This is a genomic window from Gordonia sp. N1V (assembly GCF_029269935.1).
GTDB lineage: Bacteria > Actinomycetota > Actinomycetes > Mycobacteriales > Mycobacteriaceae > Gordonia > Gordonia polyisoprenivorans.
Genome location: NZ_JARJDD010000022.1, coordinates 15,516 through 36,686, shown reverse-complemented (window position 1 = coordinate 36,686; position 21,171 = coordinate 15,516). Strand labels below are relative to the sequence as shown.

At 67.0% G+C, this 21,171-nt stretch carries 17 protein-coding genes; 9 read left to right on the top strand and 8 right to left on the bottom strand.

The genetic code is table 11. From position 1 onward, the window contains the following. Positions 1-50 precede the first annotated feature (50 nt). Entirely contained in the window at positions 51-2,051 is a 2,001-nt protein-coding gene (locus tag P3L18_RS22640; RefSeq protein WP_276115293.1) for an amidase, read from the top strand. Here the strand turns inward: P3L18_RS22640 and P3L18_RS22635 are convergent. Further along, a complete protein-coding gene (locus P3L18_RS22635) occupies positions 2,024-2,446 on the bottom strand; it encodes a YrdB family protein (protein WP_079930930.1) in 423 nt (140 codons plus the stop codon). The two genes, P3L18_RS22640 and P3L18_RS22635, sit on opposite strands and share 28 nt — an antisense overlap. Before the next feature lie 238 nt (positions 2,447-2,684). On the opposite strand from P3L18_RS22635, the gene P3L18_RS22630 reads away from it, so the two are divergent. Continuing rightward, positions 2,685-3,626, top strand: coding sequence for a cation diffusion facilitator family transporter (locus P3L18_RS22630; RefSeq protein ID WP_172398901.1), 942 nt, complete (start codon positions 2,685-2,687; stop codon positions 3,624-3,626). Positions 3,627-4,693: 1,067 nt separating this feature from the next. On the opposite strand, the gene P3L18_RS22625 is transcribed toward P3L18_RS22630, so the two are convergent. After that, complete coding sequence (locus tag P3L18_RS22625) at positions 4,694-5,347, bottom strand: TetR/AcrR family transcriptional regulator (protein ID WP_276115292.1); 654 nt, start codon at positions 5,345-5,347, stop codon at positions 4,694-4,696. Positions 5,348-5,552: 205 nt separating this feature from the next. On the opposite strand from P3L18_RS22625, the gene P3L18_RS22620 reads away from it, so the two are divergent. From P3L18_RS22620 to P3L18_RS22610, 3 genes are all read left to right on the top strand, one after another. Next, positions 5,553-7,124, top strand: coding sequence for an FAD-dependent oxidoreductase (locus P3L18_RS22620; protein WP_276115291.1), 1,572 nt, complete (start codon positions 5,553-5,555; stop codon positions 7,122-7,124). A gap of 30 nt (positions 7,125-7,154) precedes the next feature. After that, positions 7,155-8,354: a hypothetical protein gene (locus P3L18_RS22615; RefSeq protein ID WP_276115290.1), complete on the top strand. Its 1,200-nt coding sequence runs from the start codon at positions 7,155-7,157 to the stop codon at positions 8,352-8,354. 98 nt (positions 8,355-8,452) lie between these two features. Continuing rightward, positions 8,453-8,821 carry a hypothetical protein gene (locus P3L18_RS22610; protein WP_079930923.1) on the top strand — a complete coding sequence of 123 codons (369 nt, stop codon included), beginning with the start codon at positions 8,453-8,455 and terminating at the stop codon, positions 8,819-8,821. 30 nt (positions 8,822-8,851) lie between these two features. Here P3L18_RS22610 and P3L18_RS22605 read toward each other — a convergent pair whose 3' ends face one another. Together P3L18_RS22605 and P3L18_RS22600 are read right to left on the bottom strand one after the other, a co-directional pair. After that, entirely contained in the window at positions 8,852-9,697 is an 846-nt protein-coding gene (locus tag P3L18_RS22605; protein WP_276115289.1) for a site-2 protease family protein, read from the bottom strand. Then, a complete protein-coding gene (locus P3L18_RS22600) occupies positions 9,694-10,380 on the bottom strand; it encodes a hypothetical protein (RefSeq protein ID WP_079930921.1) in 687 nt (228 codons plus the stop codon). Before P3L18_RS22600 ends, P3L18_RS22605 begins: the two co-directional genes overlap by 4 nt. Before the next feature lie 77 nt (positions 10,381-10,457). Between P3L18_RS22600 and P3L18_RS22595 the strand changes: the two genes are divergently transcribed. Both P3L18_RS22595 and P3L18_RS22590 read left to right on the top strand, forming a co-directional pair. Then, positions 10,458-11,744, top strand: coding sequence for an adenylosuccinate synthase (locus P3L18_RS22595; protein WP_079930920.1), 1,287 nt, complete (start codon positions 10,458-10,460; stop codon positions 11,742-11,744). Positions 11,745-11,984: 240 nt separating this feature from the next. After that, positions 11,985-13,328 (top strand): NAD-dependent succinate-semialdehyde dehydrogenase, encoded by a 1,344-nt coding sequence (locus tag P3L18_RS22590; protein WP_079930919.1) that lies wholly within the window; start codon positions 11,985-11,987, stop codon positions 13,326-13,328. An 85-nt stretch (positions 13,329-13,413) separates the two neighbouring features. Here the strand turns inward: P3L18_RS22590 and P3L18_RS22585 are convergent, their stop codons facing one another. The 4 genes from P3L18_RS22585 to P3L18_RS22570 form a co-directional block, all read right to left on the bottom strand. After that, a complete protein-coding gene (locus P3L18_RS22585) occupies positions 13,414-14,886 on the bottom strand; it encodes an alpha/beta hydrolase family protein (protein WP_276115288.1) in 1,473 nt (490 codons plus the stop codon). 95 nt (positions 14,887-14,981) lie between these two features. Then, positions 14,982-15,362 carry a nuclear transport factor 2 family protein gene (locus P3L18_RS22580; protein ID WP_079930918.1) on the bottom strand — a complete coding sequence of 127 codons (381 nt, stop codon included), beginning with the start codon at positions 15,360-15,362 and terminating at the stop codon, positions 14,982-14,984. Between the two features lie 48 nt (positions 15,363-15,410). Further along, the gene (gene speB / locus P3L18_RS22575) at positions 15,411-16,400 is read right to left on the bottom strand and encodes an agmatinase (RefSeq protein WP_276115287.1); all 990 of its coding nucleotides are present in this window, start codon (positions 16,398-16,400) and stop codon (positions 15,411-15,413) included. Beyond that, a complete protein-coding gene (locus P3L18_RS22570) occupies positions 16,397-17,905 on the bottom strand; it encodes a cytosine permease (protein ID WP_276115286.1) in 1,509 nt (502 codons plus the stop codon). Before P3L18_RS22570 ends, speB begins: the two co-directional genes overlap by 4 nt. 154 nt (positions 17,906-18,059) lie before the next feature. On the opposite strand from P3L18_RS22570, the gene P3L18_RS22565 reads away from it, so the two are divergent. Next, positions 18,060-19,544, top strand: a complete 1,485-nt coding sequence (locus tag P3L18_RS22565) for a PucR family transcriptional regulator (protein WP_079930925.1) — start codon at positions 18,060-18,062, stop codon at positions 19,542-19,544. A 41-nt stretch (positions 19,545-19,585) separates the two neighbouring features. Then, a complete protein-coding gene (locus P3L18_RS22560; protein WP_276115285.1) occupies positions 19,586-21,157 on the top strand; it encodes an adenylate/guanylate cyclase domain-containing protein in 1,572 nt (523 codons plus the stop codon). Positions 21,158-21,171: the final 14 nt, after the last annotated feature.

Here is a 21,171-nt window from a genome sequence, read left to right as displayed (position 1 = left end):
TTCAGTCGCGCAACCCTGTGTCGACAATGACGAGAAAGGCCGGTGGGTCGATGGTGGACCGCGTTGACGTCGTGGAGATGAGCGTCGCAGAGATGCTCGATGCGCTCGAGTCCGGTCTCTTGACGAGTGTCGATCTGGTGTGCGCCTACCTCAACCGGATCGCCTACTACGACCGGACCGGTCAGTGTCTGCACGCCATCGCCGTGCTCAACCCGAATTGTCTCGACGAGGCCGCCGACTCCGACCGTCGTCGGCGAGCCGGAGCGGCCGGGCCGCTCGAAGGCGTCCCGTTCACCGTGAAGGACAGCTACAAGGTCAAGGGGATGACCGTGGCCTGCGGTTCGCCCGCGTTGGCCGATGTCGTCGCGGGAGAGGATGCCGCCACGGTCGCGCAGTTGCGTGCCGCCGGTGCGGTGCTACTCGGCAAGACCAACATGCCGCCGATGGCGGCCGGTGGTGTCCAGCCCGGCGTGTACGACTACGCGCGCAGTCCGTACAACCCGGAGTTCCTCACCGCCGCATATGGTTCCGGGTCGTCCAACGGTTCCGGAACGGCGGTGGCGGCAAGTTTCTGCGGCTTCGGGATGGCCGAGGAGACGGTGTCGTCTGGGCGTTCACCGGCCTCCAACAACGCACTGGTCGCCTACACGCCGTCCCGGGGTGTGCTGTCGATCCGCGGCAATTGGCCGTTGCGTCCGACCTGCGATGTGGTTGTGCCGCATACCCGTTCGGTCGAGGATCTGCTGATCCTGCTCGATGTGTTGGCGGTCGACGACCCGATCCGCACCGGCGACTTCTGGCGAGAGCAGACCCGCGTAGCCTTGCGCGGCCCGGAGGAGGTCCTCCCGCAGCCGGTGCATCGCCCGCGACCGAGTCGACTCGACGGTGTGCGGCTCGGCGTACCGCGAATGTACATCGGCGAGGACCGCGTACCACTCGATCCCCCGGTGATCACACCGTCGGTTCGCGCTTTGTGGGACAGGGCATTCGGCGATCTGCGCGCGCTCGGAGCCGAGGTGGTGGAGGTCGACTTCCCCGTCGTGTCGAACTACGAGCAGGACCGCCCGAGTGCCGACGGGCCGGCGGAACGTGGCCTCGTCCCACCGAACTGGCGTGCGCTCGAGGGCGGCACGATCACCGCGATGGCCCTCGATCAATTCCTGCGCGAGAACGGCGATCCCGCGTTGAACAGCTGGGCCGACGTCGACGGCGACACGGTGTTTCCCACCGGCGATGCACCGGTGGCGGTGTGGATCACCCGTGCGCGCGGCGGATTCGACTGGCAGCGGCTCGCCGAACTCGTCAAGCAGGGGCTTCCGAAGTCCTACGACGACGTTCCGGACATCGACCATCTGTTACGCGGGCTCGAGCAGGCGCGCACCGCGGACTTCGAGGACTGGTTGACCGAAAATGGCTTGGATGCAGTGGTATTCCCGGCTGCCGGCGGCGTCGGTCGCGCCGATCTGTTCTCCCGGACCGAGAGTCGTGAGGAGGCCATGCGCAACGGCGTCGTCTACTCCAACGGCAACCGGGTGCTGCGCCATCTGGGTATCCCGAGTGTGACGGTGCCGATGGGCGTCATGGGCGACATCCAGATGCCGGTCGGACTGACCTTCGCCGGAGCGGCCTACAGTGACGACAGGTTGCTGGATCTGGCGGGCGCCTACGAGGCCGCGACGACGCGCCGTGAACCCGCGTTCCTCACGCCGACGTTGCCCGCCAACCAGATCGAGCCGGCTGGTGACGTTGGTGACGGCGGTTCGCCGGCTCCGACGTACTCGGTCGACATCGGGCATACCGACCGCTCGTGGGACGTGAAAGTTCGTGTAGCCGAACAAGAGTCGGTAACCAAGGAGGCGACAGGGGTCCACGTGTGGGCCGACGGGCACCTGCTGCGACCTGTAGAAGGCGAGCCTGGGCTCTATCGCGGGGTGGTGTCCCTGAGTCGCAAGCGCCTGGCCGACGAGATGTTGATCCTGGTGAAGGCCGGTGACACCGCGGCGATGAGCATCGAAGCGCTCGATCAGGCCTTGCCGTCGATCCGTACCTGACCGATCGCGAAGACCCCGACGGCGATCGCGAGACATCCGATCGCCACACCGGCGCCCAGTATCGACAGTGCAGCGGCGGTGACCGCGCAGATCAGCATCACGCCGACTGCCACGCGAGGTGCCACCCGCAATCGTCGCGTGGCCTTCGGGGCCATCCATCGACCCCAGCAGACCCCGATGAGCGCCAACACGGCCAAAGCCAGGCCGATCCCACCGATCGGGCCCGCCGCCCGGGCACCCCAGTGGTATCCGGCTGCCGCGCTGCCCGCCCAGAGAGTGATCTCGACGGCGAACACCCCGGCACCCCAGAGGTACTCCGTGCCGTGGAGAGGCAGTGGCGTGACGGCGTCCGAGCGCGGAGAACGGGAGTTTTCGAGAGCGGTGCTCTTGGTCATGCCCCCGAGTATCCGCGTCGGAGGCGCCGATTGCAAGAGCAGTGCTCTCGATTTTGGGTGCCTGTGCCCGATCGGTGAAAAATGGCGCACGGTCGACGAGATTTGGCGCACGGTCGACGTCGATGAGCGCCAAGCCGACCGAAACATGCGCCCGATCGGCGGGGATGGCGGAGGCGAAGGGGTTAGGCACACCTAAGCCTTGCCATATATGCGTACTTGTGCATATATTGGCGGGGCCATGGGACATTCACATTCACACTCCGCCGCGCCGCCGCACTCCCACAGCCATTCGCATGTGGACGTGACGAATGCGTCGCAGCGTCGCGTCTGGCCGATGGCGGTGGCCGTCGGACTGATCGGGTCGTACTTCGTCGTCGAACTCCTGGTCGGCTTCGCGGTCAACTCGCTGGCGCTGATCGCCGATGCCGGACACATGCTCACCGACGTCGTCGCCCTGGTCATGGGCCTCATCGCGTTACTGCTCGCCCGGCACGGCAAGGCCACCGACACCCGGACCTTCGGCTGGCACCGCGCCGAGGTGTTCACCGCGGTCGCCAATGCGGTCCTGCTGATCGGCGTCGCGGGTTTCGTCCTGTACGAGGCGATCGAGCGCATCGGGTCGGACCCCCAGGTCCCCGGTCTCACCCTGATCGTCGTGGCGCTGGTCGGTCTGACCGTGAACGTGCTGGTGATGTTCTTGTTGCGGGCCGATTCGCAGGAGTCCATCGCGGTTCGCGGCGCCTACCTCGAGGTGCTGGCCGATGCGGTCGGCAGTGTCGGGGTACTCGTCGCCGGCATCGTGGCGCTGACCACCGGATGGGGTTACGCCGACATCATCGTGGCCGTCGGCATCGCGCTGTGGGTCGTGCCGCGTGCCCTGCGGCTGGCCGTCGACGCCCTCCGTATCCTCAATCAGCAGGCGCCCACCCACGTCGACGTCGACCAGGTGCGTCGCGAGTTGTCCGAGATCCCCTCGGTTACCGATGTGCACGACCTGCACGTCTGGTCGCTGACCACCGGAATGGACGTCGCGACGGTGCACCTCGGCAGCGACCGGCCCAATGCCGAAGTACTCCCGGCCGCGCAGGCCGTGCTGTCACGCCATGGGCTCGGTCACGCGACCGTCCAGATCGATCCCGCCGACGATCAGCACAGATGCTCGGAAGATCTCAACTGGTGACAGCGGTCTGCCTCCAGCTCATGTGCTGAGGTCCTGCGTCGAGTCGTGCGGTGTTCCCGCGCCGAACTGCGCCACGGCAACGTTCTCACAATGACCCCTGGACGTGACTGCCCGCTCGGTCATACACTGCACGGCAAATGTATGACCTAAAGGTCCCCGGGAGGCGCTCATGACGGAAACGACCGACCGGCCTGCGGTGACGATCCGCGCCGTTCTCCGCTCGGCGACGAGGACTCGTTTCGATCGCATTCTGCTGGTGGTGATCGGGCTCGGGATGGTCTCGATCGCGGCCAATCTCTTTCTGCCGCAAGGCACGTTCTTGCCGGCCTGGTTGCTGATCCCGCAGGTGCTGGTGATCGCGGTGATGCTGCTCATGCACATCACACGTGTGCTCGGTGTGCGCGCGATGATCGTCTACTTCGTGACGATGATGGCGCTGGAACTGGTCTCGGAGTACGTCGACATCGCCACCGACGGTGGTTGGTACGGAGCGCATTTCGCGTACACGAGTCTGTGGGGGCCGCAGCTGTTCGGGGTGCCGATCGTGCCGCCCGTCTCGATCGCGGTGCTGGTGTGGCCGGCGTTCTGCGCCGCGTCGATCATCCTGTGCGGCGACTACTCCGTCGATCACCGTGGCCGGAGTTGGCTCACAACCATCTCGGTGGCGTTGATCGCCGGCATGTTCGTCTCGTGGATGCCGGTCATCTACGAGGCCATCTGCATCAAGATCGGTGCCTACACCTACCCGCAGATCGAGTCGGGGCAGGTGGCGGGCTACTGGGGGTCGCCGATCGGCTCCGACCACATGGCGATGCCGCTGCGCGTGTTCCCGGGATTCACGCTGCTCGTGTTCCTGCAGGTGGTCGTGCTGACCAGGGTCATCGGGCCCAGGGCTGCCGGCGCGCGGCTCGCCCGCGCCGGCTCGTCGCCGCCGTTGCACCCGATCCTCGATCTCGCCCCGCTGGCGTTCTTCGTCATGCTCGCCGTGGGGTTGACCAAGGTCGGTTCGACCGTCGAGGCGCAGGTGTTCGGCGCCTACACCGGGGTGCTGGGCAGCGTGCTGGCGGTCATGTGTTTCTACCTGCGCGGGTCCGGGATTCGCCGGAGCCTTCGGATAGACCGGCCACCCGTACCGCCGGGGAGACCCAGCGCCGCAGATATCGGCGCAGGTGTGCGCCCTGGCGGGGCGGATGGCCCGGATCGAGGATGAACGACTGCAGGATCCGCAGCAGGAACTCGGCCAGCTCCTCCAGTTCGGCATCATCGAAACCTGCTTGCGCCCAATCGATGTCGAATTGCATCAACATCGATCGGCAGAGCTCGATGGCCACCTCGGAGGTGATCGCGGACTGCAGGCTGCTGGAGTGGCCGGGACTGAGTACCACGCTGACGTAGGGATCGACCGGTAGCACCTCGAGGGTGGTCGCGAGACCCTCGACGACGGCTTCGGCCGGGTCGGTGATGCCGACGAGGCGGCCGGCGAGACGATCGAGGAAGCCCGCGGTCGCCGACCGCAGCGCTGCCTCCATGAGAACGGCGTCGGCACTGGGGAAATAGCGGTACACCGTCTGCCGGGTCACCCCGAGTTCGCGGGCGATGTCGGTGATGCTCAGGTTGATCGCGCCGTCGACGGTGATCGCTTGGCGTGCGACATCGAGGATGCGTTCGCGTGCCTCGTCGTCGCTGGCCGGCGGGGTGCCGTTCCATCCTCGGGTGCGCATCAGCGAACGCTCTCGGCGCAATCGGTGAACTCCATGGGGATCATCCTCGGTCCTCGGGTGTGGCCGGCACGTCTGGGGGTGGTGCCGAACGTATCGGCGCAGGTCGGCCGCCCCCATCGTACGTATTCGGGTACCCGTCCCGTTGAGTTCACCATTGACTCCGCGTCGCCTTCGTGGTTACGGTCATACACATAAGTGATAATGTATGATCAAGACGAATGACAAAAGAGGAGTGGCGATGTCGCACGGTGGGCGGGCTGTGGTGATGGGCGGGAGTATCGCGGGGATCTGCGCGGCGGGGGTCCTCGCGCGGCACGTCGACGAGGTGATCGTCGTCGAGCGCGACGTGCTGCCCGACGGTGCCGAACACCGGAGGGGTGTGCCGCAGAGCCGGCACCCGCATTTTCTGCTCAACTCCGGACGTCGCGCGATGGATACGATCTTCCCCGGCTTCGAGCGCGCGCTGGTTCAGGCCGGTGGGATGCAACTGATGCCGTCGATGGCGGCCGCGCACTGCGAGGGTCGTGGCTGGATTCCGCGGCAGGAGTCGACGATGACGATGATCTACTCCTCCCGGCTGCTCGTCGAACGCGTTCTGCGGGACATGCTGCGCGACATACCGAATGTGACCGTGGAGGAGGGTGTCGGGGTGAGCGGCCTCGAGACGGCCGACGGTGCCGACGGTCGTCGGGTCACCGGCGTCCGGTTGTCGGGTCGCCCGGGTGGGCCCGATGGCAACGTCGTCGAGGCCGATCTCATCGTCGACGCGCTCGGTCGCGGCTCACGCGTCAGCGAGTGGCTGCACCGGGCGGGATGGCCGCAGGTGCCGGTACGCACGCTCGACGCCGGCGCGACCTACTCGACGCGGTGGTACCAAAAGCCCACGGGGGCAAGCAGACCGGACTGGTGGTGGTGGCATCACCTGTCGGTTCTGCCGACCACCGACACCGGCGAGCATCCCGCTGTCGACGACTACCTCTGTCAGATCTTCCCGATCGAAAAGGATCGGGTGCTGGTCACCATGGGGTCGTGGGGACACAAGATGCCGCTGCGGGAAGACGACTTCGTCGATGCCGCCCACGCGGTTCGGGCCCCCACCTTCGGTGCGGTGGTGGACGTGTGCGAACCGATCTCCAAGGTCTTCGTCACCAAATCGACCGGAAACGCCTGGCGCCGTTACGATCTGCTCGACGCCCCGCCGACCGGCCTGGTGGTGATCGGCGATGCGATCTGTGGGTTCAATCCGCTCTACGGCCAGGGGATGAGCTCGGCGGCCCGCTCGGCGCTGCTGCTCGACGAGAAGCTCACCGCCCGAACAACTCTGGATCGGGACTTCTTCACCGACTTCTATCGCGCACAGGCGAAGTCGCTGAAGGTCCCGTGGATGCTGGCGTTGGCGCGTGATCAGGGATACGACAGCGCGGAGGGCACCGAGGTGGTGCCGCCGTGGCGACGGCGGATCGTCGGGCGACTCGCCTGGCCGGTGTTCAACCTCATCTCCGGCACCACCCGGGAGGATTCGGTGGTCGAGGACCACTTCGCCAAGGTCTTCAATCTCGACGAACCGGCGGTGCAGATGGTCCGCAGTCCACGGGTTCTCGCCGGCCTGGCGTGGTACTGGTGCAAACGCGCCACGGGACGTACCGTACTGCCACCGGGATTCGATCCCACCGGGCATCCGCCCGCCGACGTCTGGGTCGACGGGCGGGCCACCCCGGGCCGCAACGCCGAGGTGATTCCGCTGCCCGACGCCGCCGGTCTCACCGCGGGCCGGTGACGGCCGCAACCGCCGAGTAGGGGGTTCGACATGAGTGTCTGTGCGCCGGGGTCGGCGGCGGAGTTGATCACGAGATACCTGGGGTTCGATTGTTCGGCAGCCGATCCGGTTGTCACCCTGCGTAATCCGGCGCAGCTGGCCAACTGGACGCTGCCGGTGCTGGAGTACACGATCATTCTGGGCGCGGTGCTGGCACTGCTTCATGCAATGCGGCGGTGGCGGCGTGACGGTGATCCGACGAACTTGGCGATCTGGCTGGCATCGCTGCTCTACCTGTTCGTCATCGAGCCGCCGCTGTACTTCCCACAATGGTTCGGTCTGCAACACTCCGTCGGTTTCATGTTCTCCCACAACGTGTTCAGTGTGCAGTTCATGTACGACCGGTTGCCGCTCTACATCGTCGCGTTCTATCCGGCGGTCAGCCAGCTCGCCTACGACATCGTCCGCGCCCTCGGGGTGTTCGCCCGCCGCGGCCCACTGGCCGGAGCGGTGTGCACGGCGTTGGTGTATCAGGCGTTCTACGAGATCTTCGATCAGCTCGGCCCTCAGATGAAGTGGTGGGCATGGAACGTCGACGAACCCTTCTTCGGCGGAACCGCAAGCGATCTGGGCAACAAGGCCAATTCCCCGATGCTGGCGTCGGTGCCGATGAACAGCATCTGGCTGTTCGCGTCGGTGTCGTTCGGGGTGTTGATCTACCTCGCGGTCCGTCTGATCGGCGTGAGCAGCGCGGCCGGTGTGCCACCGCGCGGATTCTCGCTCGGATGGCGGATCGTCGTCACCGGGGTGTGCGCGCCGATCGGCATGGTGGTGTTCTCCATCCCCACGGCGATCTTCGGCCAGGGCACCCCCAACGTCACCGCGCAGACCATCGTGCTGACCACCGAACTCGCCGCCTTCTGGGTGATCGGACTGGCCGTGCTCGCCCGTCACCTGCGAGATCCGCAGCGCACCAGCGGTGTCGACCCGCGCAGTGCGATGCCGTTCATCGTGGTGTTCGGGGCCCTCTATCTCGTCGTCTTCGCGGTGCTGTGGATCAGTGCGCTGCCGGCCTACCTCGATGCCGTCGACGGCGTCACCGCTGCGGGCACCCCGACCGGCAGCCTGCCGTATGCGATCGCCTGCTTCGTGCTGGCCGTCGCAGCCCTCGGGACGGCGGCGGCGACCGCCGCTCGTGCCGGACGAGTCGATCGTCCTGAACTCGTCGGGTTCTCGACCCCGCAATCCTGACCCCGTGACCCCGACCCCCATGACGACGGGCGTAACGATTGCCGCAATTGTGACGAATGTCCTTGTGATGTGGCCCCCACAGGAGAGCAGGTATTCGCATGACCATCGCCGCACGTATCGCCACGGGCATCGCCGTGTCCGGAATCGCCTTGGGCGCCGCCGTCGTTGCGCCGGGTGATGCGCAGGCCGCATCGCCGCGGGACTGCCGTATCTACAACTACTGGGCCGGGGCGTCGGTGAACTGCCCGGCCGGTGTCAAGGTGGTCCTCGAACTCGACTGCGTCGGGGCGGGCCGCAATTCCGGTGAGACACAGGGTGTCCGGATCTTCTATCACCGCACCAGCGCCGTGACCGATCGCAGCGGGTTCGCCGCCACCGACTGCGGTCAGGGCAGCTACATCGGCACGGGCGTCAACACCCGCAGCTGGATACGGGCGACAGGCGCCTTCTGGGAACGGGTGAGCTGACCCGGCGTCGACCGAAGTCGCAACGCTGCCCTAACGCCGCCAGAACAGGAAGGTGTCCCACCCCCACCCGGCCAGACCGGATGGGACGCCGGACAATTCGAACAGCCAGAAGATCAGGTCGAAGAACGCCTTGTTGAGCTGCGGAATGAACAGCAGGGCGAAGATGAGCAGGAAGCCGTACGGTGCGACGGCGGCAGCGCTCTGCCGGGTTTGCGGCGAGAGGTACGGCTCGATCGCGTTGTAGCCGTCGAAGCCGGGCATCGGGATCAGGTTCAGTACGGCGGCGGTGATCTGCAGGAACGCGAGCATCGCCAGTCCGTCCCACAGATTGATGCTGTCGGGGTTGGTGACGAACAAGCCGATGGGGCTGTCGACGAACGGACCGAACCCGCGGATCACCCCGAGTAGCACGACGGCGAGCAGAATGTTGCACGCCGGACCGGCCAGGGACACGATGGTGCGCTGCGCCTTGGTGAAGCCACGCTCGTTGAGGTACACCGCCCCGCCGGGAAAACCGATGCCGCCCAACAGGATGATGAGCAACGGCAACCCCAGGGACAGCCCCGGATGGGTGTAGCGCAACGGATTCAGGGTCAGATATCCGCGCAACTCGGCGTCGCGGTCACCGAATCGGTAGGCGGTGACCGCATGACCGAACTCGTGCAGACACAACGAGATCACCCAACCCGCGAGCACGAGCAGGATCACACCCAGGGTCGCCTTGCCCGACGAGCGATCGGAGCCGGCGGTCGCTGCGAGCCAGCCGCCGAGCACCGCCACCGCGATCAGCGCGAAGAACACGACGCCGGGCTGGATGGCGCGGGCCATCTCGGTCATCGTCGGGTTGCGGCGTCTGCCGAAGGCGGGGCCGGTCATCGGGGGCACACCAGGTTGAGATCCACGTGATGACGGTAGTAGGTGGACCGTTTGACCACCCGATCGGTGAGCACGTCCTCCCGCTCGACGACGATATTGGTGCCGCCGGTCTGGATCGCCCGACCGTCGTGCCATCGGCCTCGCCGCGTCCAGCGGCCCAGCGCACCGGTCTCCAGGCGCGCGCGCAGACCCGGCTCGTGCGGGGTGGGCTCGATCCGGATGCCGCGGACCTCGCCGGTGAACAGTCGGACGCTGTCGACATAGCTCTCGCCGTGCAATGGCGCCCCCTCGGCGCCGAGGTGCCGGGCCACGCCCACCAGCACGGTCGCCGCGTCGTCGCGGATCAGCGGCAATGCCACGGCGTCGCCGTGTTCGGCGAGATCGCGGGCCGCCGACCCGTGCGGCAACCCGTACGTGCGGGTCGCGGCGGTGGGGCGATCGGCCACGTAGGCGACCTCGACGTCGAGGCGTTCGGAGAGCATCAGAGCGGCGATGACCTGCGCGAGGTGGGCGTCGGGGTGGGTCGACGACCCCCTGTCGGCACTTGTGGACTCGGCCGCGGGTTCCACGATCAGCCGGGTGACGGCGGGGTCGGCGATCCGATGTGCCACCGCGTCCCGGATCGCGCGGCGAGAAAGGCCCGACGCCGACACCTGCGATGACGTGATGACCGCGAAAGACATGGGAATAGGGTATCGAGCTGACCGAACCAGTAGGGTTGTCCCGGTTGCGAAGGCAAGCGGAAGGGCGGAAAGAGAACATGGCCGCGATCGTGCTGATCGGCGCCCAGTGGGGCGACGAGGGCAAGGGAAAGGCCACCGATCTCCTCGGGGGCAAGTTGCAGTGGGTGGTTCGCTACCAAGGCGGCAACAACGCCGGACACACGGTGGTGTTGCCGAACGGCGAGACCTTCGCGCTCCACCTCATCCCGTCGGGCATCCTCACCCCCGGCGTCAACAACGTCATCGGCAACGGTGTCGTCGTCGACCCCGGCGTGCTGCTGACCGAACTCGGCGGACTCGAGGACCGCGACGTCGACACCACCGGGCTCCTGCTCTCCGCCGACGCCCACCTGCTGATGCCGTACCACGTGGCCATCGACAAGGTCACCGAACGCTTCCTGGGCAACAAGAAGATCGGCACCACCGGCCGTGGGATCGGCCCCTGCTATCAGGACAAGATCGCCCGTGTCGGAGTACGCGTGGCCGACGTCCTCGACGAGAAGATCCTGGCCCAAAAGGTCGAGGCCGCACTCGAACTCAAGAACCAGATCCTGGTGAAGATCTACAATCGGCGCGCACTCGAGCCCGAGCAGGTCGTCGAAGAGGTCCTCGCCCAGGCCGAGGGTTTCACACACCGCATCGCCGACACCCGGCTGCTGCTCAACCAGGCCCTCGAACGCGGCGAGACCGTGTTGCTCGAGGGCTCGCAGGGCACCCTGCTCGACGTCGACCACGGCACGTATCCCTATGTGACGTCCTCGAATCCGACCGCGGGCGGTGCAGCGGTCGGCGCCGGGATCGGGCCCAACCGCATCACCACCGTGCTCGGCATCCTCAAGGCCTACACCACGCGCGTCGGGTCGGGGCCGTTCCCGACCGAACTCTTCGACGAGTGGGGCGCCTACCTCGCCAAGACCGGCGGCGAGGTCGGCGTCACCACCGGACGCGCCCGCCGCTGCGGATGGTTCGACGCGGTGATCGCTCGCTATGCGACACGCGTCAACGGCATCACCGACTACTTCCTGACCAAACTCGACGTCCTCTCCAGCCTGGAAACGGTGCCCATCTGCGTCGCCTACGAGGTCGACGGCGAGCGCGTGGAGGACATGCCGATGACCCAGACCGGCTTTCACCACGCCAAGCCGATCTACGAGGAGATGCCGGGCTGGTGGGAGGACATCAGCAACTGCAAGACCTTCGACGAGCTGCCGCGCAACGCCCAGGACTACATCCTGCGGCTCGAGGAACTCTCCGGGGCCTTCATCTCCTGCATCGGCGTCGGCCCGGGCCGCGACCAGACGATTGTTCGCAGGGCCATCGTCTGAGCGCGGTGGCGTCGGCGGCTTGCGGTTTCGCGTTGTTCGCAGGGCCATCGTCTGACTCCGGGAGCATCGGCGGCTGGTGGCTTTCTGACGGATTCCGTCGCGTAAGTCGGGATCTGCTGCGAATAGCTCTGTAATCAGTCTCCGATTCTGCGGTTTCCCGAGCGCGGTGTTGCATCGGAGGCTACCCTCATGAGCAGTGGGCGCCATCCGGGCTGCCCTGCGAACGAGGAGAGTGTTCCGATGGCCCTGTACGCCGTCACCGATCCCGCGACCGGTGAGGTCGTCAAGGAATATCCGACCGCCACCGACGAGCAGGTGGGCGCCGCGATCGACGCCGCCGCCGACGCCTTCGCCACATGGTCGAAGAACTCGACGGTCGCCGAGCGTGCCGACCTCATCCGCAAGGTCGCGCAGTTGCACACCGAACGCAAGGACGAGCTGGCCGCGATCATCCAGCGCGAGATGGGCAAGCCGCTCGATCAGTCGGTCGGCGAGGTCGAGTTCAGTGCCGCGATCTACGAGTACTACGCCGACAACGCCGAGAAGTTCCTCGCCGACGAGCCGATCACGTTGCTCGAGGGCGAGGGGTCGGCGTTCATCCGTCGCAGTGCCGTCGGCGTGCTGCTCGGCATCATGCCGTGGAACTACCCCTACTATCAGGTCGCCCGCTTCGCCGGCCCGAACCTGGTGCTGGGCAACACAATTGTGCTCAAGCATGCCCCGCAGTGCCCCGAGTCGGCCGCGGCGCTGCAGCAGATCTTCCTTGACGCCGGGTATCCGGCCGGCGCGTATGTGAACATCTACGCCACCAACGAGCAGATCGCCGACGCCATCGCCGACCCGCGCGTGCAGGGTGTGTCGCTGACCGGGTCGGAGCGCGCCGGTGCCGCCGTCGCCGAGATCGCCGGTCGCAACCTGAAGAAGGTGGTCCTCGAACTCGGTGGGTCCGATCCGTTCATCCTGCTGTCCACCGACGATCTCGACGCGACCGTCTCCGCGGCCGTCGACGGCCGGTTCGAGAACACCGGGCAGGCCTGCAACGCCGCCAAACGGTTCATCGTCGATGAGAGCATCTACGACGAGTTCCTCGGCAAGTTCACCGAGAAGGTCAAGGCGACCGCGCAAGGCCTCGCGCCGCTGTCGTCGCTGGCCGCCGCCGAACGCCTCGAGGAGCAGGTCGAGAAGGCCGTGAAGGCCGGTGCGACACTGGATTCCGCGGGTGAACGCTCCGGCGCGCATTTCCCCCCGGCGGTGCTCACCGGTATCGATCCGGAGTCGCCGGTGGCCAAGGAAGAACTGTTCGGTCCGGTCGCCACGGTCTACAAGGTCTCCGGTGAGGACGAGGCCGTCGCACTCGCCAACGACATCCCGTTCGGCCTGGGCTCATATGTGTTCACCACCGACTCCGAACAGGCGCTGCGCGTGGCCGACAAGATCGAGGCCGGCATGGTGTTCGTCAATGCCGTGGGTGCCGAGGGTGCCGAGTTGCCGTTCGGCGGTGTGAAGCGCTCGGGTTTCGGCCGCGAACTCGGCCGTTTCGGCATCGACGAGTTCGTCAACAAGAAGATGATCCGCGTGAGCTGACGAACGCTCACCTCAGACACGCTGACCTATCAGACACGCTGCGGCGCCGGACGCGATGAACGTCCGGCGCCGCAGTGTGTGGTGGTCAGTAGGCCGGGGTGGTCGTCGTCAGCGTCGGCTGCGAGTCGGCTGACGGGGCGGTCGGGGTGGAGTCGCTCGTGGTCGCGTCATCGGAGGTGGGGTTGTCACTCGACGGGGCCTCCGACGTCGTGGTGTTCGCCGACGAACTCGCGCTCTCCGGTGCGGACGATTCGGCACTCGACGACGCCGCACTCGACGACGCCGCACTCGACGCCGCTGCGTCCGACGAACTGCTCGCCACCACGGCCGGCAATGCCACCGTGGTGTCCGCCGCCTTGCGGATGTTGGCCGCGGCTGCGGTGACACCGTCGGTATTGGTGGCCCCGGTGGCATTGACGACCTGTGCCTTGTCGGTCACCGGCGGGTTCTGGCGCAAGGCGTTCAGCAGGTCGTCCTTGCCGTCGGTCAGGCTCCGGCCCCAATTGTCCCAGTCGTGGCCGCCGTAGTTGGGCAGCGAGATCACCGATGCCCCGGACTGGCCGAGCTGCAACTGCATGAGCACCGTCGAGACCGCCGAGAGCATCTCCAACGCCATCGCACTGATCTGATCCTGCGGTGCGAGCTTGGCGGCCTCGGCCGGCGTGAGGAAGCCGTTGCCCGAGGAGATGATCAGTACCTGCCCGTTCTGCTTGAGCTTGTCGACGTTGCGCGAGGGATCGTTGGCCGCCCACTGCGCACTACCCGGCGCACCCCACATGTTGAGGATGCCGTTGGTGTAGTTCGACACGATGGTCTGGGAGGCGAGGACGCCGAGTGCACCGATCGGGTTGTCGAGCTGGTAGTAGCCCGACATGGCCTGCACGACCTTGAACTGTTCGGGGTGCTTCTCGGCCAGGGTGACCGCAGGTCCCGCCGACATCGACAGGCCCACGATGGCGTTGCCGGTCTTGCTCACCCCGAAGTTCTGCGACAGATAGTCGGGCAGCTCCGAGGTCAGGAAGGTTTCCTGTTTGATCGTGGTGTTCGCGCCCGCGGGACCGTTCCAGTCGGTGTAGAACGACGACGCGCCACCGGCGGGCATCACCAGCGTGGTGTTGGTGCTGGAGTCGTAGACCTTCGCGGCCTGTACGTCGGTGGTCCACGCCGACCGCGAATCCACCGCGCGCATCCCGTCGAGCAGGTAGATGCCCTGCGTGCTGTTGTTGGAGGCGCGGATCTGAACGACGATGTATTTGTTCATCGACGCCGACCACACCTTGCAGTTCTGCACGTAGTTGCCCGACGAATCCCACGTGCAGCCGGGCCGTAGGACCTCCGGGTGCCCGACCAGCGCCGAGGCCCGATTGCCGCCCGACATCAGCGAGCTCAGTACGTACAGGCTGATCGTCAACGTCGCGATGAGGGCCACCACGATCAACCGGCGTCGCCGACGACGGGGCGCCGGGGTCGGCGCCTGCGGTGGGTGAATCATCCAGTTCGCCGCGATCGACGAGTCGTGGTCGCCGCCCGCGGTGCGGGTGTCGTCGGAACCGGACATGAACACTCCTGCCATCAGCCGGCGTCGAGAGGGATGGCGCCGATACCGTGAGGATCGCTCACGACCTGGCGCGGCGTTACATCACCCGGCGCGCCTCACGCCGACAGGTGTTCGTGAACGACCTGCGGGCCGGGGTCGGCGTCGAGGTCGAAGGCCACCGTCTCGCGTTCGGACAGCGTGGTGCCGTCGGCCAGCGTGGTCGACACCCGATGGGTCACGATCGCGACGGTGCCGACGACGAGTACGCGCCGATCGCTGCTCGCGCACGTGGCTACACCCCAGCCCTCGGCACGCCAGGAACGCCACAGCGCCCGGTAGTCGGCGACGCCGATCGCGGTGTGGTCCTGATCGGGGAAGACCAGTTGCGCGTCGGGGGCGAATGCGCCGAAGTAGGCGTCCTCGTCATTCGCGGCGAACGCGGCCACCAGGGCGTCGAGGGCATCGAGTGCGCGTGCGGTGAGCGTGTCGGTTGTCATGGGGGATCCGTTCAGGTGGGAAAGGGCAGGGACGGTGGGCCGGCCGCTTCAGCGGCGGGGCCCGAGGATCGACAGCATCTCGTAGGCGACATGTGCGGCGGCGATACCGGTGATCTCGGCGTGGTCGTAGGCGGGCGAGACCTCGACGATGTCGGTGCCGACGATGTCGAGGCCGCGTAGGCCACGCAGGGTGTTCAACAGCTCGCGGGAGGTCAGGCCGCCGGCCTCGGGGGTTCCGGTGCCCGGTGCGTGCGCTGGATCGAGGACGTCGATGTCGATGGAGACGTACACCGGACCACCGGCCAGGCGCGTGCGCACCCGTTCGACAATGCTTGCCACACCGTCGAATTCGTAGTCATCGGCGCGTACCACGGCGAACCCGAGCGCCGAGTCGTCGTCGAGGTCGGCGGCACTGTAGAGCGGTCCGCGGATGCCGACGTGCATCGAGCGTTCCATGTCGATCAGTCCTTCCTCGCTGGCCCGGCGGAACGGTGTGCCGTGGGTATAGGGCGCACCGAAGTAGGAGTTCCAGGTGTCGAGATGGGCATCGAAGTGTAGTACCGCAACGGGTTTCGCGTGTAGGTCGTGCAGCGCGCGCAGCATGGGCAGCGCGACGGTGTGGTCGCCGCCGAGGATCAGCGGGGTGGCGCCGTCGGCGCCGAGGGTTCTCGCCGCGGCGCTGATGGTGTCGATGGCCTCGGTGATGGCGAACGGATTAACCGACAGGTCACCGCAATCGACGACCTGCTGCCGTGCGAACGGCGCCACGCCGAGGGCGGGATTGAAGGGCCGCAACAACTTCGACGATGCGCGAATGTGCCCGGGGCCGAATCGTGCGCCCGGCCGATAGCTGACCCCGGTGTCGAACGGGATGCCGAGGATGTGCACGTCGGCATCGGCGACCTGGTCCCGACGCGGCAGGCGGGCAAAGGTGGCCGGTGCGCCGTAGCGGGGGAAGCGTGCTGCATCGACCTGCCCCACCACCCCGTCGATGACCGGGAACTGGGTGTCGAAACCGGCAATCACGTTGTCACTCATGAGTTCTCCTCCATGCTGTGCTCTTCTGCGGCGATCTCGGTGCGGATCTCGCCGGTACTTGCCGGGTCGGACAGTTCGGGGTGGCCGGTGAGGAGCCGGGTTTCGGCGGAGAGATCCTGGGTGCGGGTGAACAGCACGTAGGCTCCGCCCGAGACCACCAGACCGACGACGAAGGCGATGTCCACCTCGCCCATCGCCGACGCGGCGGGCCCGACGAAGAACGGTAGGTCCATGAACGGGATCTCGGCGGCGATGCCGATCAGGAAAGCGCCGATACCGCGCCAGGGCCACCGGCCGTATACGCCTGCGGGCGTGAACAGGTCGGCGATGACGTAGTGGCCGCGGCGGACGAAGAAGTAGTCGGTGAGGTTCACCGCCGTCCACGGCACCAGCAGGTAGAGCATGATCAGCAGGGCGGTGTTCAGTGATTCGGTGGCATCGGTCAACGCCAGTGACAGCGCCAGCCACACGACGGTCAGGACCAGAATCGTGATCACGCGGAGCCGGCGCGTCGGGGAGATCTGGCGGACCGAGTCGATCGCGGTGACCACGGTCAGCATGCCGCTGTAGGCATTGAGGCCCATCGTTGCCACCAGCACCAGGGTCGCGACCACCGCCAGGACGCTACCCAGGCCCGAGATGACCTGATTGCCACCGTCATTGATGCCGCTCAACGCGTCCGACGCACCGAGGTAGGTCGCCAGGAACGCACCCACCGGGATCAGCCACGCCGGCGAGGCGGCAGCGCCGAGGAACACCGAGGCGATGATCGAGAACGGGCGCGTGTCCCGGGGCAGGTACCGCGAGTAGTCCGACACGTACGGGGCGTAGGTGATGTTGTAGGACGCCGCGACCGAGAACTGCACCAGGAACGCCACGAGGGTGAAGCCGCCCGGACCGGCCGGTCCGAGGGACCCGTGCACCGAGCCGGCCAGGATGCCGATCGTGAGAATCAGCCACAGCGGCAACGAGATCCAGAAGAGGACCTTGAACGCCCGGTGCAGTAGGTCGTGGCCGAAGATGGCCAGCGCGGCGGCGATCACCGACATCGCGACGGCGACCACCACCGGACTCCAGCCGAAGATGGACTGCAGACCGGACTTGATGATCACGATGTCGACGACGTTGAAGCCGACGAAGGTGAACAGCGTGCCGATCAGCGGCAACAGCACTCCGCGATAGCCGAATTGGGCTCGGGACTGGATCATCTGGGGCAGCCCGAGGACCGGGCCCTGCGTGGCGTGGAACGCCATGAACAATGTGCCGAAGGCGATACCGGCGAGGCCGGCGACGATGCTCCAGAGCAACGACAACCCCATCGCCGGGCCGACGAAGCCCAGCGCGAGGGTGAACGGCTGGAAGTTGCCGACGAACCAGAACGGCCCCTGTGCGGAGACCTTGCCGTGGCGTTCGTCGTCGGGCACGTAGTCGATGGAGCGGGTCTCGATGGCAGGACGGGTGGTGGCGCGGGCGGTCGGGCCGTCGGCGGGGAGATCGAGGGTCATGACGGGCTTTCGGGTCGATCGGAACACTCGGTGGGTGGCGTCGTCGCCGGTGCATCAAGAGTGCGGCGCACTGACCTGCACCGACAGTGCGAAAATGTCCAATCCGGTCATTACGATTGGGCAATATGTACAACAGTGGGCCCAGGGGAATCCGATGATCACCGTCGGCGAGGTCGCCGCAGCGGACGAACTCCACCTGCAGGTGGCGGCCGGAGGGGAGGCGCTCGACGCCGAGGTCACGATGGTGCACGTCTCCGAGCTGACCGACCCACACGAATGGCTGCGCGGTGGGGAACTGCTCATGACCATCGGGTTGCTGGTGGAGATGACCGAGCAAGGGTGTCGCGAGTATGTGCGCAACTGCCGGGCCGGTGGTGTCGCGGGCCTGGTGCTGGGTCTGGGCCCGCGCTACGCCGCCTGCCCCGAGCCGCTGCGTGCGGCGGCCGCCGAGATCGGTGTTCCGCTCCTCGTGGTCCCCGTCGAGGTGCCTTTCATCGCCATCACCAAGTGGGTGTTCGAGAAGCGGGCCGCCCAGCAGCGACACGATCTCGAGGAGGCGATGGAGCTCAATCGCCGACTGACCGCGGTGGCCACGTCGAGCGCGCCGTTGCCGGCGCTGCTGGAGACCTGGGCCGAGGCGTCGAGCGCGCACTGTGTGGTCTGCGACGGTGTGGGCCGGCTGATCGCGGCCTCTCCCGGGGCCTCGGAGCAGGCGCGTACGGAGGCCGTGGAATTGGCGGTGGCCGCCTCGCGCGAACCGCCCGGACAGTCGTGGGTGTTGCGTGCCGGGCGAGAGATCCACACCGTCGGCTCCGGTGTCGCGCTGGCGTTCATCGTGTTGGACGCCCAACTCAATCCGGTGGCGCGGCATTCGTCGACGGTGCTCGTCTCGCTGCTCGCGTTGGAGGTGCAACGTCGCCACGTCGCCGGCCAACCCGAACGTCAGCGCCGAGGTGCGGTATTCGCCCAACTGGTTCGTCCTGGCCTGAAACCGGCACGCGCACAACAGCTTGCGGACTCCTTGGGCTGGCGGACGACGCTCGTCGTCGCGGCGGTGATCGCGCCCGCACCCCACGATGCGGACGCGTTGCTGTTCCGCCTGCAATCCTCCTTGACGGCCGGACTCGTCCGGTCGCACGGGCGGCTCGTGGAGATCGCCCACCCCGAATCCGACGGGTTGCTCGCGACGCTCACCGCGATCGCTCCCGGCACGCCGATCGGGTTGGGCGCCCCGGTCGCGGTGGCGTCGTTGCCGGTGTCGCTGACCCAGGCGCGCTCGCTGGTGGGCGCCAGCGAACGCCTTGGTCGGCCGGTCGATGCGCGCGAGGGCCGCACCGTCGAGCTGCTCATCGGGCTCGGTGAGCCACGGCTCCTCCGCGGATTCGCCGACGCCGTGCTCGCCCCGATCGATCAACTCGAGGAGCGCGAGCGCGTCGAACTGATGCGGACCCTCGAGGAGTGGCTGCGCGTCAACGGCGCGTGGGACCCGGCGGCAGCCCGGTTGTCGGTGCACCGCAACACCGTTCGCAATCGGATCGATCGCATCGCCACGCTGTCGGGGCGCAGGCTCGACGACGGCGAGGACCGCATGGAACTCTGGCTGGCGCTCAAGGCGCGCTCGGCGCTGCCCCGCATATGACAACAGCCCGGTGACGGACTCGGGTATGGCAGGGTAGCTCCATGGCACCGAAGCGGGGGAGGCGCGACTACGGCTCGATCCTGCTCGGGTCGGCCAGTGAGAGCGGGTTCAAACAGCGGCTACGCATCCAGACGCTGCTGACCGCGTCGATTGTCGTCGCGAACCTGGTAGGCGCGATCATCGCCATCGCGTTGTCGTCTGTGGGGATTCCGGAGCCGTCGGTGTTCCAGCCCGATCTCTGGTGGGTCAACTTCCTCGCGTTGCCGCTCTACGTCGCCGGGGCGTTCGTGATCGGAATCGGTTGGGGCACGATCGTTGTCGTTCGCGATCTGCGTTGGGCGATCCGGGATCGGCCGCCGACCGAACGCGATGCGCGGCGTGCCCGTCGGGCCCCGTGGCGCCTGGTGAGCATCCAGGCGGTCCTCTGGATCGGTGCGGTCGTCTTCTTCACCCTCTGCTACGGCATCCCGCATCCCGAACTGATCCCGAAGACGATCTTCGTCTTCGGTCTCAGCGGGGTGGTGGTCGTCGCGAACTCCTATCTGCTGATCGAGTTCTCACTGCGGCCGGTGGCCGCCGAACTCATCAGCGCCGGATACCGCAGACGCAAACGCAGCGGGGTGCGCAGCCGGGCGATCGTGTCGTGGCTCGTCGGCTCGGCGATCCCGGTGACCGGCATCCTGCTGGTCGTGTTGTTCGGAGCATTCCGGCCCGAGACGTCCAAGGTCGACATGTTCGTCGGTGTCGCGGTGCTGGCAGTGACGGCCCTGGCCACCGGGCTGATCCTGACGTTGTTGTCGTCGCTGAGCATCATCGGCCCCATCCGCAGCGTGCGTACCGCGCTGCACCGGGTGGAAGCCGGGGAACTCGACGACGTCGAGGTGGTCGTCTACGACGGCACCGAACTTGGTGATCTGCAGGCCGGTTTCAACCTGATGGTCGGCGGGCTGCGCGAACGAGAACACATGCGCGACTTGTTCGGTCGGCACGTCGGACGTGAGGTCGCCGAGGCCGCTCTGGCCTCCGACCCCGAACTCGGGGGTACCGAGAAGGTCGTGGCCGCGGTCTTCGTCGACGTGATCGGTTCGACGACGCTGGCCGCCGAACGTTCACCCGGCGAGGTGGTGGAGATCCTGAATCGCTTCTTCGGGGTGATCGTCGCCGCCGTCGAGGAGAACAAGGGGCTGGTCAACAAATTCGAGGGCGACGCGGTGCTCGCGATCTTCGGTGCGCCGATCGCGTTGTCGGACTGTGCCGGTGCGGCCCTGGCGGCGGCCCGAACGATCGCCACGCGACTCGGCGAGGAGGTGCCGGAACTGTCGGCGGGCATCGGCGTCAGCCATGGGCCGGTCGTGGCGGGCAACGTCGGCGCGATCCAGCGTTTCGAATACACCGTGATCGGCGACCCGGTCAACGAGAGTGCGCGACTGTCCGAACTCGCCAAACGAAATCCGCGGCACCCGTTGGCATCCGGGCGTGCCGTGGAGGCCGCGCGGCCGGCCGAGCGCGAGAAGTGGCGCGAGGCCGAACATGCCACACTCCGCGGGCGCACCGAGGAGACCGTCGTCTACGAGGCGGTCGGGGTGGGCGATCCGGTGTCCGAAGCATCCTGACGGCCCGCGATCCG

What these genes read in the sequence shown, in the direction of transcription:
- speB (WP_276115287.1), bottom strand. Translation starts at nt 16,400, where the DNA reads ATGAGTGACAACGTGATTGCCGGTTTCGACACCCAGTTCCCGGTCATC.
- P3L18_RS22635 (WP_079930930.1), bottom strand. Translation starts at nt 2,446, where the DNA reads ATGACCAAGAGCACCGCTCTCGAAAACTCCCGTTCTCCGCGCTCGGAC.
- P3L18_RS22595 (WP_079930920.1), top strand. Translation starts at nt 10,458, where the DNA reads ATGGCCGCGATCGTGCTGATCGGCGCCCAGTGGGGCGACGAGGGCAAG.
- P3L18_RS22585 (WP_276115288.1), bottom strand. Translation starts at nt 14,886, where the DNA reads ATGTCCGGTTCCGACGACACCCGCACCGCGGGCGGCGACCACGACTCG.
- P3L18_RS22560 (WP_276115285.1), top strand. Translation starts at nt 19,586, where the DNA reads ATGGCACCGAAGCGGGGGAGGCGCGACTACGGCTCGATCCTGCTCGGG.
- P3L18_RS22640 (WP_276115293.1), top strand. Translation starts at nt 51, where the DNA reads ATGGTGGACCGCGTTGACGTCGTGGAGATGAGCGTCGCAGAGATGCTC.
- P3L18_RS22625 (WP_276115292.1), bottom strand. Translation starts at nt 5,347, where the DNA reads ATGCGCACCCGAGGATGGAACGGCACCCCGCCGGCCAGCGACGACGAG.
- P3L18_RS22615 (WP_276115290.1), top strand. Translation starts at nt 7,155, where the DNA reads ATGAGTGTCTGTGCGCCGGGGTCGGCGGCGGAGTTGATCACGAGATAC.
- P3L18_RS22605 (WP_276115289.1), bottom strand. Translation starts at nt 9,697, where the DNA reads ATGACCGGCCCCGCCTTCGGCAGACGCCGCAACCCGACGATGACCGAG.
- P3L18_RS22590 (WP_079930919.1), top strand. Translation starts at nt 11,985, where the DNA reads ATGGCCCTGTACGCCGTCACCGATCCCGCGACCGGTGAGGTCGTCAAG.
- P3L18_RS22580 (WP_079930918.1), bottom strand. Translation starts at nt 15,362, where the DNA reads ATGACAACCGACACGCTCACCGCACGCGCACTCGATGCCCTCGACGCC.
- P3L18_RS22620 (WP_276115291.1), top strand. Translation starts at nt 5,553, where the DNA reads ATGATCAAGACGAATGACAAAAGAGGAGTGGCGATGTCGCACGGTGGG.
- P3L18_RS22630 (WP_172398901.1), top strand. Translation starts at nt 2,685, where the DNA reads ATGGGACATTCACATTCACACTCCGCCGCGCCGCCGCACTCCCACAGC.
- P3L18_RS22565 (WP_079930925.1), top strand. Translation starts at nt 18,060, where the DNA reads ATGATCACCGTCGGCGAGGTCGCCGCAGCGGACGAACTCCACCTGCAG.
- P3L18_RS22610 (WP_079930923.1), top strand. Translation starts at nt 8,453, where the DNA reads ATGACCATCGCCGCACGTATCGCCACGGGCATCGCCGTGTCCGGAATC.
- P3L18_RS22570 (WP_276115286.1), bottom strand. Translation starts at nt 17,905, where the DNA reads ATGACCCTCGATCTCCCCGCCGACGGCCCGACCGCCCGCGCCACCACC.
- P3L18_RS22600 (WP_079930921.1), bottom strand. Translation starts at nt 10,380, where the DNA reads ATGTCTTTCGCGGTCATCACGTCATCGCAGGTGTCGGCGTCGGGCCTT.